Origin of the sequence: Bartonella sp. AC130YNZD (assembly GCF_042196865.1) — a bacterium.
Lineage (GTDB): Bacteria > Pseudomonadota > Alphaproteobacteria > Rhizobiales > Rhizobiaceae > Bartonella.
Map to the genome: position 1 here is coordinate 1 of NZ_JBHIQZ010000026.1, position 15,482 is coordinate 15,482.

15 protein-coding genes and 2 pseudogenes are annotated in these 15,482 nt (G+C 36.2%); 9 read left to right on the forward strand and 8 right to left on the reverse strand.

Annotated features, from left to right (window positions below; all coding sequences use genetic code 11):
- Window positions 1-215: 215 nt before the first annotated feature.
- Complete coding sequence (locus ACFINU_RS07845; RefSeq protein WP_375667525.1) at window positions 216-1,382, reverse strand: tyrosine-type recombinase/integrase; 1,167 nt, start codon at window positions 1,380-1,382, stop codon at window positions 216-218.
- Between the two features lie 157 nt (window positions 1,383-1,539).
- On the opposite strand from ACFINU_RS07845, the pseudogene ACFINU_RS07850 reads away from it, so the two are divergent.
- The 6 genes and pseudogenes from ACFINU_RS07850 to ACFINU_RS07875 form a co-directional block, all read left to right on the forward strand.
- Window positions 1,540-1,773 (forward strand): annotated as a pseudogene (locus tag ACFINU_RS07850) (hypothetical protein); the annotation flags it as partial.
- 297 nt (window positions 1,774-2,070) lie between these two features.
- Window positions 2,071-2,382: a hypothetical protein gene (locus ACFINU_RS07855; protein WP_375618696.1), complete on the forward strand. Its 312-nt coding sequence runs from the start codon at window positions 2,071-2,073 to the stop codon at window positions 2,380-2,382.
- A 382-nt stretch (window positions 2,383-2,764) separates the two neighbouring features.
- Window positions 2,765-3,511 (forward strand): phage antirepressor KilAC domain-containing protein, encoded by a 747-nt coding sequence (locus tag ACFINU_RS07860; RefSeq protein ID WP_375618697.1) that lies wholly within the window; start codon window positions 2,765-2,767, stop codon window positions 3,509-3,511.
- A 767-nt stretch (window positions 3,512-4,278) separates the two neighbouring features.
- On the forward strand, window positions 4,279-4,719 hold the full coding sequence (gene ssb, locus ACFINU_RS07865) for a single-stranded DNA-binding protein (RefSeq protein ID WP_375618698.1): 441 nt from the start codon (window positions 4,279-4,281) through the stop codon (window positions 4,717-4,719).
- Between the two features lie 15 nt (window positions 4,720-4,734).
- Window positions 4,735-5,088, forward strand: a complete 354-nt coding sequence (locus ACFINU_RS07870) for a hypothetical protein (RefSeq protein WP_375613771.1) — start codon at window positions 4,735-4,737, stop codon at window positions 5,086-5,088.
- Complete coding sequence (locus ACFINU_RS07875; protein ID WP_375618699.1) at window positions 5,057-5,584, forward strand: hypothetical protein; 528 nt, start codon at window positions 5,057-5,059, stop codon at window positions 5,582-5,584. The genes ACFINU_RS07870 and ACFINU_RS07875 overlap by 32 nt, the downstream gene beginning before the upstream one ends.
- A gap of 13 nt (window positions 5,585-5,597) precedes the next feature.
- Here ACFINU_RS07875 and ACFINU_RS07880 read toward each other — a convergent pair whose 3' ends face one another.
- Window positions 5,598-6,221 carry a hypothetical protein gene (locus ACFINU_RS07880; protein ID WP_375618700.1) on the reverse strand — a complete coding sequence of 208 codons (624 nt, stop codon included), beginning with the start codon at window positions 6,219-6,221 and terminating at the stop codon, window positions 5,598-5,600.
- Window positions 6,222-6,427: 206 nt separating this feature from the next.
- Between ACFINU_RS07880 and ACFINU_RS07885 the strand changes: the two genes are divergently transcribed.
- The 3 genes and pseudogenes from ACFINU_RS07885 to ACFINU_RS07895 all read left to right on the forward strand — a co-directional run.
- Complete coding sequence (locus ACFINU_RS07885; RefSeq protein WP_375607482.1) at window positions 6,428-6,763, forward strand: hypothetical protein; 336 nt, start codon at window positions 6,428-6,430, stop codon at window positions 6,761-6,763.
- Window positions 6,744-8,072, forward strand: a complete 1,329-nt coding sequence (locus ACFINU_RS07890; RefSeq protein WP_375618701.1) for a PBSX family phage terminase large subunit — start codon at window positions 6,744-6,746, stop codon at window positions 8,070-8,072. Before ACFINU_RS07885 ends, ACFINU_RS07890 begins: the two co-directional genes overlap by 20 nt.
- Window positions 8,057-8,816, forward strand: a pseudogene (locus ACFINU_RS07895) (portal protein); the annotation flags it as partial. The gene ACFINU_RS07890 and the pseudogene ACFINU_RS07895, both read left to right, overlap by 16 nt.
- A 157-nt stretch (window positions 8,817-8,973) precedes the next feature.
- On the opposite strand, the gene ACFINU_RS07900 reads toward ACFINU_RS07895, so the two are convergent.
- The 6 genes from ACFINU_RS07900 to ACFINU_RS07925 all read right to left on the reverse strand — a co-directional run.
- Entirely contained in the window at window positions 8,974-9,297 is a 324-nt protein-coding gene (locus ACFINU_RS07900) for a helix-turn-helix domain-containing protein (RefSeq protein ID WP_015856199.1), read from the reverse strand.
- Between the two features lies 1 nt (window position 9,298).
- Complete coding sequence (locus ACFINU_RS07905; protein ID WP_375618702.1) at window positions 9,299-9,649, reverse strand: type II toxin-antitoxin system RelE/ParE family toxin; 351 nt, start codon at window positions 9,647-9,649, stop codon at window positions 9,299-9,301.
- A gap of 576 nt (window positions 9,650-10,225) precedes the next feature.
- A complete protein-coding gene (locus tag ACFINU_RS07910; protein WP_375667528.1) occupies window positions 10,226-11,005 on the reverse strand; it encodes a hypothetical protein in 780 nt (259 codons plus the stop codon).
- Window positions 11,006-11,098: 93 nt separating this feature from the next.
- Window positions 11,099-11,539 carry a hypothetical protein gene (locus tag ACFINU_RS07915; RefSeq protein ID WP_375609542.1) on the reverse strand — a complete coding sequence of 147 codons (441 nt, stop codon included), beginning with the start codon at window positions 11,537-11,539 and terminating at the stop codon, window positions 11,099-11,101.
- Between the two features lie 82 nt (window positions 11,540-11,621).
- Window positions 11,622-12,392 carry a hypothetical protein gene (locus ACFINU_RS07920; RefSeq protein ID WP_375618704.1) on the reverse strand — a complete coding sequence of 257 codons (771 nt, stop codon included), beginning with the start codon at window positions 12,390-12,392 and terminating at the stop codon, window positions 11,622-11,624.
- Window positions 12,393-13,997: 1,605 nt separating this feature from the next.
- The coding region (locus tag ACFINU_RS07925; RefSeq protein ID WP_375667530.1) for a type ISP restriction/modification enzyme at window positions 13,998-15,482 on the reverse strand (1,485 nt) is incomplete at its 5' end.

Sequence of the window (15,482 nt, forward strand, 5' to 3'; positions counted from 1 at the left end):
TCTGTCATACTAAAATCCTTTCTATCAAAAAATGGTAACAAATCATAACTATTTATTAACCACATTTTGGTTCATTTGGAAAGATGTTTTATTTATAGAAAACAATATTTTATCATACAATTTTTGATGTGATAATTTATGACTCTTATTGAGAAAGAATGAGAGAGAAGAGAGAGAAAGTTATCCACAGATCATGGGGTTATGCACTCCATATCTTAAGATTGACCCGTGACATAAGCCGCCCATTTATCCATATAAACGCGGCGCTGTTCTAAATAATCAGTACGACGATAGGCACGCTCTACTTGTCCTCCGACTGTATGACTTAGAATTGTTTCAGCAACCTCATAGGGGGCATCGGTTGTTTCAGCGAGCCAATCGCGTAAACTAGAGCGAAATCCATGGGGGCAGGCTTCAAGTTTATTGTCTCTCATGTATTGAGCCATACACTTCGTAGCAAGGGGACCGCGACCGGTTGCAGAAAAGAAGAAATCATTGCGAGAAAGTGAGCGCGCTTGTTTTAAAATGTCTAATGCTTCAGATGATAAGGGCACACGAAACTCTTTTGTAGTATCACGCTTTCCTTTCATATTTTCAGCAGGGATTGTCCATATATCGCCATCAACTTGATCTTTATGAATATGACGTAAAGGGTTAGAGCGAACCCCTGTAAGGATAAGCAAACGCAAAGCCAGTTGTGTTAGGGTTGATGCTTCGCAAAGTGTTTGATAAAAAGCTGGTATATCTTTCCAATCCATTGCAGGTAAATTTTTGACTTTATGGCGTTGTTTTCCTAAAAGAGCGCGTGCTTTTTCTGTTGCTTGTAAATCAACATCCAAACCTAATGCAGCAGCATGTTTGAGACAAAGTTTGAGACGTATCAATGCTGTCCGAGCAGCTCCAGCTTTTGTATGCCAGATAGGGGCAAGTGTATTACGTATTTCTGTTTGTGTAATCTCTGACACAGGAAGACAACCTAATTTAGGGAGAATATGAAGTTGTAAAGGCGAAAACCAATGTCCATCTTTCCCATCCCCTTTTAATTCAGCTTTACGAGTTTCAAAAGTATCCAAGGCAATATCTTTTAAATAATGAAGATTGCTTATTGCCTCACGCTTTTGTTTCTCACGTTCTTTAATAGGATCACGCCCTTCACGTAAAACAGAGCGCCATTGATTTGCCAATTCACGGGCTTGTTTTAAAGAAACATCTCTTAAAGCACCCAAGCCCATTTCACGGCGCCGCCCATGAATGGTAAAACGGTAAATCCATTGAGCACCTCCATCTTTACGCTTATGAAGTAACAAGCCGGCACCATCATTATATTTGCCAGCCCCCAATGTTGCGACAGATCTTGCATTAAGACGGTTCATAAGAGCCATTTTTATTCCTTTCTTATACAAATTTGATCCATACACTCATCCCACTTGTTATGTGCAAATGAGTGGTTTTGATTGATTCAAGATAAACAGCTTTGAAATGAGAGACTCTTACGATATTCGAGACTCTCATTCAACATACAGAACAGTGAATTATTATTATAAATCAATGCCTTGTAAAGTTGATTACAGTACCAAGGCTCAAGTGAAAGCATGGATTTATGGGGGCGATTTGCCAAGAAGCGTTTTGAGTTGTGAAGCGTTGATAGACGAGGTGAATAGGGAAATCAAAAAACGTACAGTTAAAGCAGTGAAAACTTATGATGATATAGACAACGAGCTAGAGAAAGCACTTGATATTCAATTAGGTAGATATCAAAATGAAAAAAAGTGAAAAAAATAAAAAATACGTATTGACTTTAAAGGAAAGGTCGTTTATTAATGTTGGCAAGTGCTTCGAAAACACTTGTGATAGGCGGGTAAACCACGAAAAGGTTTCTCCCATTTCTTTAAGATACTGACTTTCTTTTATGCTTTAAGAGCGTATAATGATTATGTCGGGTGTGGTCACACCATACAATACTCTTTATGAGAAAAGTGTGACGACGGACTTATCACCGTGTTTTTGAGCACCCGGCGCCCTTATGGGTTGTTAATCAAAAACTTTTTTATTGATAAGAAAGCAATTAAAATGACAAAAAACGAAATTGATATTACCACTGATTTCTTATGTGATTTGTGGATGGTGGTGTGTAAAGAAGCAAATAGTGATGATATTGATATTGATACTGAAAATGAATATCACGTTTCTTTAGTGGAACTTATGGCTGCTCTTGAGAAAGTCTTGTTTTTTAAATTACAAAACGAAATTCCAAATTTCACAAAAATTTTAGCAATTATGACAGAATTCGGTCAATCCGAACCAATTGAATCAATAGTTTCATTGCTAAAAACTTATAATCCTATTTTTGATAATGTGCATAGCCTAAATGAGGCTGCTTAAATAACGCGCGGGCGCGGCGGGGGCGCCTGCTTTTTAACTTTAGATTCAATAAGATAAGTATCGAAATGAAAAAAGTTAAAAAATAGTAAAATACATATTGACAACAATGGAATCACTTTGTTAAACGAATCAGTAAGTACTTGAAAAACACTTAAAGTTCACAGAGGACGGGGTTTATAATCAATATCTCCTCTGCAAATTGTAAAGTTTTGACTCAAGTATGCTTTATAGCATATAGAGGGGATTGTCGGGTGTGGTTATGCCATACAATACCCTTTCGAGGGAAAAGCGTAACGACGGACTGTGAACCGTGTTTTTCAGCACCCGGCATTCTTTATTGTGTGTCAATGGAAAACAACATAACTTCACAGAGGACAGTATCATGTCACAATATTTAATTAACATAAATCAAACAAATTTAACAAACGTAAATCAAATCAAAATAGATGATAGCATTCAAACCATGTCTAGTCGTGAAATCGCAGAATTGTGTGGTAAACGGCATGATAATGTTATGCGTGATATCAAGAATATTTTGCTTGAATTGTATGATGAAAAAGATATCCTCAAATTTGAGGGCATCTTTTTTGATAGCATGAATCGCAAGAAAACTGAATATCTTCTTCCAAAGCGTGAATGCCTAATCCTCGTTTCGGGTTACAGCACTACCTTGCGTGCAAAAATAATTGACCAGTGGCAGGAATTAGAAAAGAAAACAGATTTAGCAAGTGCTTTAGAAAACCCTCTCTTTGTTAAGAAACTGCTTTTAGAAAGTGTTACACAAATAGAAAACTTAAGAAACGAAGTGAATACACTCAAACCAAAAGCAATAGCTCTTGATGGTTTAAAACGTTCCGACGGCTTGTTTGGTATTATAGATGCTGCAAAAATATTGGAAGTAAGGCCTAAAGATTTATCAGATTACTTACGAAGATATGGTTGGGTTTACAAAAGAGTACCAAGCGGTCCATTATTGCCTTATCAAGATAAAATCCAAAAAGGATTAATGGATTGTACAGCCATTACTATTCAAAAAAATGATGGTACAGAAAAAACCGTACCATCAACTAAAATCACTTCCAAAGGATTAGCTTGCTTAAGAGAGCAAATCTATGGAAATATGCAATAATTAACAAAAAAGCTGTGTCCTGTAAAGACGCAGCTTTTTATGATCTATGTTTTAATTCTGAAAGATGCCTCTTTATTACACAAAACGTATAAAATCGCAAGCCTTAATATAAAAACCGCATCAAAATGAATTGATACGGCTTTTATATTAAAAAACTTTAACCAACAAGGATTAGTTACTATGAACTGACTGATAAATTACATATTTTGTGTATAAACGCAAGTAATTTTTTTCAAATTGCATCTTAAAATACTTCATGCTATCCTTAACTCGCAGCGTTATTCTAGCGTTGCATTTTCGCCGTTCTTTAGGTTGAAAAGACTCTTTGAAAATCGCTATAAAACAAAGCCGTGTCAGTTAATTTTGACACGGTTTTTGTATATTAACGCTTGTAATTTGATACATAATGTGCTACTTATTATATTAACTTGAGAAATTGATAAAGTCGTGAAAGCCTTGTTATGTTTTACGTAACGGGGCTTTCTTTTATGATAGAGGTTAATTTTCTCTATTCCATTTGAATTTAAATGCATTAAAGCCGTGCCAATTTCTTGACACGGCTTCTGTTTTGCAATGCACGTCTGTTGTCTTGTTATTCGAAAGTATACGAATATCTCTTTATTGCACAAAACGTATCAAAAGGCAATAAAAAACAGCTTTTAGATCTTAATCTTTTACATAAGAATATTGTTATTATTTATTGAAAACATTGTAAAAACACATAAAGTATGTTATGATCTTTCCATCATTTAATGGAACTTACAAACATGCTTAATAAAGTGATTTTAATTGGCTATTTAGGTGCTAATCCAGAAAGCAAAACAATGTCAACTGGCATCGAGGTGGTCAATTTTCGAATGGCAACGTTTGAGAGCTATACAGACAAGGCAACCAATAAGAAAGTAGACAAAACAGAATGGCATTCCATTGTGGTGTTTAATCCACATCTTGCAAAAATAGCACTCCAGTATCTCAATAAAGGCAGCAAAGTTTATATCGAGGGGCGACTACAAACCCGTAAATGGCAAGATAAAAATGGTATTGATCGGTATGTAACAGAAGTCATATTGCCTCAGTACAAAGGCGAGTTAAAGCTCTTAGATGGCAAAAATGATGATAATCAAGATCAGTCATCTGCTTATGACAGAAGCTTTCACAAGCCTCTTGATACATCTCATACCGTTATGAATGATAGCGTTCCTTTTTAAACAGAAGGTGCTTTAATGGATAGTAAAAAGAAGTCTAGGGTTAGTACAGAAGAATCTGAACCCGTTTATATGCTTACAGAGAATGATATAGAGCTGTTAAGAGATTGTATGTCATCTACATCAATGAGTTATTACAGTATAGTGATGGGTGCTTTATTGAGTACACTTTTCATTCTGCTCTTAAAACTTTCTTGGGATCAAAGTCACTTAAAACTTAAGTTAGGTGTTGCTGCTGTAATATGCATTTTAGTGGTTTTATTGTTCTTTTTAAATCGAATTTCATGGTCAAGATCAGAGAGAATTTGGCAAGATATTAAACAGACATCTGAGGACATAAGTGAAAAAAAACAAAAAGAGGGGACGCCCTAAAATAGCAGGGCAGGTAAGAGAACCAAACGGACGTATATCACGTTGCAAAACACCGCGTGAAGCCGTTGATAAATTGGCAATAGAAATGCGTGCAAAGCGCTTCGGTTTAACGCTACAGGAGGCAAAAAATCCACTTTCTGGTACCTATATCGGGCGTCTTTGTTTGCAAGGCGTGATTACTCAAGAGCAATATGATGCCGCGCAACAGTACTTACAGATAAGAAATAATTACCTTTGTGCAAAGGGCTTGCCTAATGCAATTTATGATGATGTGTCTACAAATTCAGATCCAGATAGCTTTGAACAATGGGTTCAAAAAGCAACAAATCACTATCAAGCCGTACAAGATATACTAAAAGAAGCCCAATGTCTCTATAGACTGTATAATCTTTATGCTGCGTTACAGTCCCTCGTTATAGAAGATCAAATGCTACCACACCTTGTGAATTCATTACGCGTTGCTCTTAATGTGCTTCAGAAACATTTTGATCGTTAAATGACAATCTCTATTACGGTTTCATTATATTGTATATCGTTTGTAAGTTTCTGCAAAATTCAATGGATTCCTTTAAACCTTTATGATCATTTCTTTTCACTTGAGATACTATGTTATTTACTTGTTCTTTTCTTAAATCGGAACGCTTTTCTATAGCCGTCATAAATTTTTTTGCATAATAAATCATTGGATCCTCGTTATCATTGACCAAGTCGTATGCCCACATAAAATCGCTTTCACTCCAATCATATTCATCGCGTAAACGCTTTATTACATTGGGTAGATCCATTTGCGACATCTCCTTATTATAATCACCCCGCAATAAACTCACAATGGATGCACAACCAACAACGAATATGTGACGATACAATATATATTCCTGTTTAAAAAACGAATATTCTCCGCCATTTCTGAGTGAAAGTTCTTCTGCTTTGCGTATCTTTTCAGAATGCATAGAGCCAATATATGATTCACTTACGTATTTGTTGTAAAGTTGATTATACTTCTCTTTAGTATCTACACTTGTAAACATACGCGTCAATTTGTCTATAAATCCAAATGACGCTGATGCAGGTAGCGCTGATATAGAAAAGAAAGCTATAAATGTTATGATGCGTGTTATGGATAATGATTTCATTATTTTGGATCCTTAATTATTCATAAGCGCTGTTTAACCGATTCCCTTTGAAATTATCAATATGTGTTATTTTTATGTTGACAAAGTGTAGCAAATCGTATTTAATGACAAATACGGCACTGGTCGTACTGTATCTAAATGAGGGTGTGGTACAGTTCAAAATCCCCGCAAATGCGGGGTTTTTTATTATCTGGAGGGTGTATTTTATGACATCACAAAATACAGAACAGGCTCCACAACCGATTAAAAAGCGTATACCACCAAAGGCAGGTCAAGGGCGTGTCAAAGGCGTTCCAAATAAAGTGACGCGCATTTTAAAAGAAGCAGTGGTTAAGGCTGCTGAGAATGCTGGGAATAAAATTGGCAAGGATGGTTTGATCTCTTATTTGGAAAAGCAGGCTATGGAATGCCCCGCTGCTTATTTAGCGTTGCTTGGGAAGGTGTTGCCTTTGCAAGTGACGGGGGAAGATGGGGGCGCGATTAAGATCATAGGGCGTGTAGAAATTGCTCCTTTAACAATGAATGACGACAAGACAGATTAAGATTGTACCAAAACTCATTCCTATTTTTACAGGAGACGCTTTGGTACGAGCGGCGTGGGGTGGACGAGGGTCTGGAAAGACAAGATCATTTGCCTTGATGGCTGCTTTAAAAGGCTATCAATTTGGTATGCAGGGGATATCGGGGACCATTCTTTGTGCACGTCAGTTTCAGAATTCGCTAGCAGAGAGTTCATTGGAGGAGATTAAGCGCGCCATTGAAGCGCACGACTTTTTAAAGGACTATTACAAGGTTGGGGAGTCGTCGATTAAATCGATAGATGGTCGTATAGCCTTTCAGTTTTCTGGACTAGACCGTAATATTGCGAGCATTAAATCGATGGGGCGTATTTTGCTTTGTTGGGTTGATGAGGCAGAGCCCGTGACAGAGACGGCTTGGCAGACGCTTATACCGACTTTGCGTGAAGAAGGCGAGGGGTGGCGAGCAGAGTTATGGGTCACATGGAACCCGTTGCGAGAGAATGCCCCCGTTGAGAAGCGGTTTCGCTTTTCAGACAATGAAGCCATTAAGCGTGTAGAGATCAATTGGTCAGACAATCCGAAGTTTCCTAAGATCTTGAATGAAGCGCGGCTTGATGATCTGAGAAACCGCCCCGAGACCTATAAGCATATATGGGAGGGGGCTTATCTTACAGCAGTTCAAGGCGCTTATTATCAGAGGGAAATGTTGGCAGCCGAGCAAGAGGGGCGGATAGGGCGTGTTGCGCGTGATCCTTTAATGCAGATACGCGCCTTTTGGGATATCGGGGGCACAGGCGCCAAGGCAGATGCCACGGCGATATGGATAGCGCAATTTGTTGGCAGAGAGATCAGAGTGCTTAATTATTACGAAGCACAGGGACAACCGCTATCAGAGCATGTAGGCTGGTTGCGTCAAAACGGTTATGAGAAGGCGTTGATGGTGTTACCCCATGATGGTGCGACCAGAGACCGTGTGCACAATGTGAGTTTTGAGAGTGCTCTTAAACAGGCAGGGTTTCAAACAAAAGTTATTCCTAATCAAGGAGCTGGTGCTGTCAAAATACGTATAGAAACAGTCCGTCGTGTTTTGTCATCAGTATGGTTTAACGAGGAGACGACGGTAGCGGGGCGTAAGGCACTGAACTGGTATCACGAGAAATGGGATGAGAAGCGCAATATAGGTTTGGGGGCAGAACATGATTGGTCCAGTCATGGTGCAGATGCCTTTGGATTGATGTGCATTTCATACCAACCACCAAAAGAAATAGTAAAGAGACCAGCTTATAGCGGTAGAGAAACTTATGAAAGTACGTCATGGATGGCAGAATGATGGATGATGAAGAGCATTTAGAGAAAGAAAGTAACGCATCAGATCTGTCGACAGAAGGTTTGTTTCGCAAGCTTGTGGGTTGGTACAAAGAAGATGTTGAGCATGTGAACAAATGGCGTGAACATGCAAGGGAGGATTTTCAATTTTACAATGGTGATCAGTGGAATGATCAAGATTTAGCGGCTTTAAAAGAACAACGCCGCCCCGTTATGACGTTTAATCGCATTGCACCATTGGTTAATGCCGTTGTGGGTTCAGAGCGTAACAATAAACGAGAGGTGCAATTCATTCCCCGTCAAATAGGCAAGGCATTGCCAAGTGAATTGCTTACAGGAGCAGCAGAATGGTTTAGAGATGTAGCGCATGCTGAATATGCAGATAGTGATGCTTTCCAAGACGCTGTCATCTGCGGCATGGGGTGGACCGATACGCGGCTTGATTATGAGAACAGTATAGATGGTGAACCGGTTATTACGCGTTTAGATCCTTTAAAAATGGTTTGGGATAGTGCAGCGGTGCAACCAAATTTAACCGATGCACAACGCATGTGGTATGTCGACCGCAAGCCTTTGGAAGTAGCCAAGCAGATGTTTCCCAAAGCCCATTGGACAGAGCTGAGTGCAGATTGGGCAAGGGATGGGAGCTCTCATGAAGGTGTTCACCATAATGATCTTGATTATTACAGTGATGAGAAGGGCATTGATGTTGAAAACGGTCGTCGGATGGTCACGCTTGTTGAAGGACATTATAAACAAAAATACAATAAAGTCAATAGTTTGTTTGTAATTATTTTATATGAATCCACTCAAGAATCCACACTTTTATACGTGATTCATTTGACTATTTTTTATATAAGATTGCCATGCATGAATAGATCCAAAAAAGCTAATCATAAAGAAGTTTAAGAAGAAAAAACAACTTCAAAATGTCCTTCAAGCGTTTTAACTTCTTTCGGATTAACAATAATCTTTATATCGTTTCCCAATTTTGCCAAACACTCAAGCATTTTCATTTCACTAATTCCTCGAAATTCTCCACTTAAGAGTTTAGACAGTTTTGGTTGAGTCATTTTCAAAAGTTGACTAGCCTGTTTTTGTGTTAAGTTCTTTTCTTTCAGAATTTGACTAATCTTATGAGCAAGTTGCGCTTTGATAAGCATCTCTCTGGAATCTGAAAAGCCAAGATCCGCATAAACATTGGAACTACCGTGAAAAACATTGATCATTTTAATTCCCTTCTAATTGTTCTGCTAACTTGAGACGTTCTTTAATCAGATTAATGTCTGGTTTTGCTGTTGCAATGCCACGGGTCGATTTTTTCTGAAAACAATGCAACACATAAAGAGATTTTTTATATTGTATCGTATAAACAGCGCGATAAGTTCCTTGAATATCGCGTTCAATAATTTCTAGAACATTGGCAGATCCAAACCCCTTGAGAACCTTAACATTTTCTCCTCTATCTCCTATCTGAGCAAGATAAAGAGCATAACCAATCCTTTGTTGAATAAGATCAGGAAGACTTTTTATATCTTTGAGTGAAGAACCAAGCCATATGATACGTTTTATTTTACCCATGATTATTAATATACCCATATGGGTATATTTTCAAGTGGTTATTCTAATTTTGTGATTTTTTAATAACTATTATTAATAAAATTGACTTGATAAAAATGGTAACAAAAAATCATAATTGTTTATTTGTTTTATGAAAAGCTGCTTTTGAAAACCAATGCTTGCGAGCTAAAAAGAACGTTTTTACAAGACATTCACTTAATATGCATTTGCTTTTGATTGGATTGTTAAAGCTACCGAGCGTTTTGATTTGTTTGATACGTTTGATAGCCATAACAAGCGTTTTATAGGCTCTCTCATTCAAATGAGTGATTAAAGATCATACGCACATTTACGTTTCTTTTGATAAGTTTTCATATCTCTCATAGAGCGCTTGCAATATGATACGTTTTGTATATATGCATTCATTACTCCATTGTGGATGATTCATTTTAATCAATAAGAAACGCTATTTGAAAGCCGCGTCATATCATTTGACACGGCTTTTTTTATGTTACTCTCTCTTTTATGATATGTTTATAGCAATGCATTTTATATGCGTTTATAACCATAAAGAATGCACGCCCCCCATACCTGCTTTTATTCTGTTTTATCAGTTATATTGACAAGCTTATCCCTTTCATACACCTCACAATTTTTGGGAACCAACCTTACTTTGCTTTTTTTATTGATTTTTGCATTGCCATAAACACGCCCCCAGATCGTTGCACAATATGAGATTTTTGCATTGCCATAAACAGAGCCATAGATCTCACAAGAGCCACTCACACAAGCATTCCCATAAACCTTGCCATAAATTTTAGCACGACCATTAATAACAGCATAATTATAAACTTTTGCATGGCTATAAATGCAAGCAGAGCCACAAACCTTGGCATGACCATAAACGCGTGCATAACTAAAAACCGTAGCATCATAAGAAACATGCGCATGATCATAAATATGAGCATCAGCAAGAATGCGGGCACTACCATTCACATGAGCATTACCATAAATATTGCCATAAACATGAGCATTGCCATAGACAAAAGCATGGTCATAAACTTTAGCATATTGAGAGATAAAAGCTTTTCCATAGACCTCAGCATTGCCATAAACTTGACCACAGACTTGAGAAAAATGGCGTATTTTTGCATTTTCATACACTCTTGCATGACCATAGACACAAGCCTCATCATACACCCAGCAATTACCATCATGGGATAGGTTAACTTCCTTTTCAATAAAGCCGCCTAAAGCACCCGCCTTTACATCATCAAAATCTTTTAAAGCTTTAATGCGATAAAGGTTTATAATATTTCGAGTAAGAGCATGTTTGATTTTTTTGATTTCACTGGTTAATTCGTATTTTTTGCACATAGAGATACCCTCACAATTTAATGTGATAAACATTTGATAAAATTTGGAATGGGAAAATTTGAAAGAGGGGCGCCCCCGCCGCTGCTTTATTAATTAGACCCAGACAATCTCTAATTCACCATAAGGAGAGAGACGTTCAGTATAGGTTTTTATTTTAGTAGACCCGCCGACATTTTCACGAATAACAGCAATGCCATGAATATTGGCATTTTCATAAACATGCACGTTATTTGCTATACGAGCATTTTCATAAACCCTAGCATTGTCATAAACCCGCGCATGACCATAGATATGACCACAAGTGACAGCATTGCCAAAAACTCTTGCATTTTCATAAACGTGACCATTTTTAAACACAAGAGCCTCATCATACACCCAGCAATTACCATCATGAGAAAGGTTATCTTCCTTTTCAATAAAGCCCCCTAAAGTACCTGCTTTAACATCAGCAAAGTCTTTTAATGCTTTAATGCGATAAAGGGTATGATTATTAATTACACGCGTTTCATTTGTGAGTGCAAACTTCTTTTGCATGAGCACAATTCCTTTATAGAGATTTAAATTTTTAAATGAGATGTTTAAAGGAGGGCGCCCCCGCCGCGCCCGCGCGTGTCATTTACGCAGCATCACTTTCATATTCGCTGTCATTATCATCGTCATAATACCCTTCAAAATCAGCATAATACTCATGACGATAATAATCATCTTCGCTCCCAAACTCAGGATATGCATCATCACAGATATCTTCATTAGCTGTTAAAGAGGCATTGCTATGAATATATGAAGAACCAGAGATAAGAGCATCACAAATAACGGCATCATCAAAAACACGTGATTCATCACAAATGTAAGCAGAGCCACTTATTTTTGCATTGCCTCCGACATGAGCATCATCACAAATGACAGCATTATCGGAAATATGAGCATGATCAGTGACACGGGCGTTATCATAAATTTGTGCATTGCCTTCAATTACAACGGCGTTGCTAGCATGCGCATTACCAGACAGTTTTGCATTGTCCTTTAATGTCATACCTTCAAAAATAGCATTCCCATAAATTTGCGCATTACCATAGACATCAACAAAAAAGCTTTTTACTTTAGCATTTCCAAAGACGCGTGCATTTTGAAAGACCCGAGCTTTATTATACACCCAGCAATTACCTTCATGAGATAAGTTGCTTTCATTTTCAATATACCCCCCTAAATCGCCTTTTTTGACATCATCAAAATCTCTTAAGGCTCTAATTCGAGTTAAGAAATGACCATCGATATATTCACAATCATCAATAAATTCATATTTTTTTGCAGGCTCTTGTTGATTAACAGACGTGGTTTCATTTGAAATATTAGAGATAACGGGGGTGTTTTTTACTATAGTTTTCATAGTTTTTTCCTAACGAAATTAAAATTTTTCATTAACAGCCCATAAGGGCGCCGGGTGCTGAAAAACACGGTCGTTAGTCCGCTGTTATGCTTTCCTCATAAAGAGTATTGTATAGCATAACCACACCCGACATAATCGTTATATGCTAATGGTAGCATAAAAGAAAGTCAGTATTTTAAAGAATGGGAAGGGTTGTTTCGTAACCAATCCGCTAACGATTAAGTGTTTTTCAATCACTTGATTATTTATATAACAAAATACGTATTTATTGTCAAATAATATTTTATCTTTTTTGATATTTTTTTTATTTTTTAAATACGTTATGTATTGATAATATCTTATGCCTATTAATTGCTTCTTTTATATTTATATGCTTTTAAAGCTATATTATGGGCTTTATGAAACGATTGCGTTATTTTCTGAATCTATACATTGATAATATTTAGAAACGCTCTCATAGTGCGTATTTTTAACTTTATAACCTATCAGTTTTTTTCACTAAATGAATTTTAATTTTTTTGTGAATTTTGTTTATAACACATTTGCAACTTAACAGCTTTTCATAGAGATGGTCTTTATAACCAACCCTTTCATTTGCATTATGATTATAAAACCTTGCTGTTTTTATGCATTCTCTATAGCTGTTATATGCTTTATAGCCACCGCATCATTTTTCATTTTCATAAGAGAAACGATAAATAGGATAATTACGATTTATAGACTGTTATGAAAACATCTCAATAGAAACTGATCATTATAGAGATGAGCAAAATCCCTTTTAATACACTTTTGTCATTTTTGTCAGTTCTTTTTAGAACCTATATCATTTTTTTTATGAGTAAAAATTAAAAACATTATATTTCAATAGTTTAATATCTTTAAAACATAACCCATATCAAGAGTACAATCTTGAAAGATAACCAATGATGTGAATTGATTAAAACCTGTCAGTTATGTGGTCAGTAAATTGAACTGACAAAATAGATTATTTTAGTGAGTGATTAAAACGTGCTTTATGAAAAGCATATGCTCCTTTAAAGCCTTTTCAAAAGATAGTTTGTAACGCATAAGAAGTACTATCAAGACCATTATGGTTATGAGTTTTGAAGATTTTGAGTATTTTGAGGGTTCCTTTTACGCCCCTTTATATATTATTTTTCAATCAAAAAATAAAAGTTATTATATTTCAATATGTTAATGCTTTAAATAAACAACCTATATTACACACAACACGTAAATACAATCTGTAATATATATAAAAAGGGGTTTTGAAGGTATTTTGAGGGTTTGAGAAACCTTCAAAACCTATAAGTAATATAAGAAAATGAATATACATAACTCTCTTTAAACAAAGCTATCATTTTAGATTACGGTATAATCTTTTAAAGGCAATGTAAAAAAATCTAATTCTATTTAAGAGTGGGTTTCTTAAAAGTCTTAAAGCAATCCAAATAAGAGTATTTAAAAGTGCAAATGATTTCTTTTTAGAATAACGCATATTAGGATTGTATCTAATTAACTTCACAAAAGAGGTATAGATTATGGTTATAAGCTCTATACCCCTTGTAAGGTTAACATACCCATTATGTGAGCATGCTTTATAAGTTATTCAGTTTCTCTTAATACCAGATTTGGTAAGTTTTTTACGATTTTCATTGTTTCTAAACTTACGGTAATAACCCTTTGAAATAACTCTAGAGGGTAGGCAGGGTTGCCAACGGTTTCAACAGCATAACGGTTGGCATCATTCACAATGCCACTCTTTTTATCAGTCTTAACGCATTGACGCCCCATAACCCATTCAAGAGCGGGCTTGCCATTGACGATATACTCATAAGCTTCAAGAGGGATATCTGTTATGGTAATATTGCTATTATAAATAACAGTGGTTTTATCTTTCTCTTTACCTGCTTTTGCGAATTTCATTTCAGTCACATAATAGAATTTCTCAGGATTAGAGATCTCTGTCTGTTTTGGATTACCTTTTTTAAAGGTCACTGGATAAGGCTCTATGCTTTCATAATTCACGTGCAAATGACCTAGTTCACGCCCTGCTGTTACAAACTTCCAAAAATCATCAGCACTCTTTACACACGGGATACGAGGCAACTCTTTAGAAAGGTTATCAGCATAACGGGCACGATAATCTTCTGAATGCAAAATTCCATAAACGTAATAGAATAGATCATCTTTAGTGATAGTTTCATTAGGATAAGCCACTTTAAAATGTGCTAATCCCTCATCAGTAATGGCATCACGCTTCTGTAAATCAGCTGTTTTACTTTCTTCTGTAAATAAATGGGATTGTTTCTCACTTTTACTTTTTGAGACCGTAGTGTCTTCGTAAATATAGCGCGGAAAGCATTTTCCTTTTTCAATTGTATCTAAATTAGGCAAAGCTTTAGTCATCAATACAGAAAAGTCTTTCTTTGCTCCTATACCTGTAATTTGTATTACCTTATTTTCAACAGCTTTTCCCATTGGGAATATACGAGGCATTTGATAAAGTACTTCATTAAAAGTATGATTATAATAAAGCCACTGCTTGGTAAAAGGACGATAAAGGCTTTGAATAAGGCATAAATCTTCAAACTTAAAAAACTTTCCTTTTACTAAATCTTGTTTAACACTATAGCTCCAACTGATTTTACTTTCATCGGAATTGACGAAATTATTTACAGCATTTTTATTTATCTTATGGTCAGCATGTGCATAAGTATCATTAAAACGCTTCACTTCACTATTATAAAAGTTAATCATATTGCGCATATTTTTAGCTAAAGATTCACGGCTTGAGTTATACGCCCAAGCATCACGATTGGTTACAACCCCAAAAGAAACTATTTCAAACAGTTTTTTACTATGAGGTTTCCTATCACCTAGAGCTAGGAATGTCTTGAAACTGTCATCACGTTGACCAAGCCAATCATTATGCCTATCCGGTGTAATTATTTGCCAACCTTGTTTGTTCTGTGTAATGCCATCAATACTCCTAAATTTTTCAATTATCGTGAGCTTTTCTTCTCTATTGAGATAATCTCCAATATCACGGAAACGTATTTTACCACGCTTTTGTGCATTTGGATTTTT

Coding starts and splice junctions, on each gene's coding strand:
- ACFINU_RS07845 (WP_375667525.1), bottom strand. CDS start 1,382: ATGGCTCTTATGAACCGTCTTAATGCAAGATCTGTCGCAACATTGGGG.
- ACFINU_RS07855 (WP_375618696.1), top strand. CDS start 2,071: ATGACAAAAAACGAAATTGATATTACCACTGATTTCTTATGTGATTTG.
- ACFINU_RS07860 (WP_375618697.1), top strand. CDS start 2,765: ATGTCACAATATTTAATTAACATAAATCAAACAAATTTAACAAACGTA.
- ssb (WP_375618698.1), top strand. CDS start 4,279: ATGCTTAATAAAGTGATTTTAATTGGCTATTTAGGTGCTAATCCAGAA.
- ACFINU_RS07870 (WP_375613771.1), top strand. CDS start 4,735: ATGGATAGTAAAAAGAAGTCTAGGGTTAGTACAGAAGAATCTGAACCC.
- ACFINU_RS07880 (WP_375618700.1), bottom strand. CDS start 6,221: ATGAAATCATTATCCATAACACGCATCATAACATTTATAGCTTTCTTT.
- ACFINU_RS07885 (WP_375607482.1), top strand. CDS start 6,428: ATGACATCACAAAATACAGAACAGGCTCCACAACCGATTAAAAAGCGT.
- ACFINU_RS07890 (WP_375618701.1), top strand. CDS start 6,744: ATGACGACAAGACAGATTAAGATTGTACCAAAACTCATTCCTATTTTT.
- ACFINU_RS07900 (WP_015856199.1), bottom strand. CDS start 9,297: ATGATCAATGTTTTTCACGGTAGTTCCAATGTTTATGCGGATCTTGGC.
- ACFINU_RS07905 (WP_375618702.1), bottom strand. CDS start 9,649: ATGGGTAAAATAAAACGTATCATATGGCTTGGTTCTTCACTCAAAGAT.
- ACFINU_RS07910 (WP_375667528.1), bottom strand. CDS start 11,005: ATGTGCAAAAAATACGAATTAACCAGTGAAATCAAAAAAATCAAACAT.
- ACFINU_RS07915 (WP_375609542.1), bottom strand. CDS start 11,539: ATGCAAAAGAAGTTTGCACTCACAAATGAAACGCGTGTAATTAATAAT.
- ACFINU_RS07920 (WP_375618704.1), bottom strand. CDS start 12,392: ATGAAAACTATAGTAAAAAACACCCCCGTTATCTCTAATATTTCAAAT.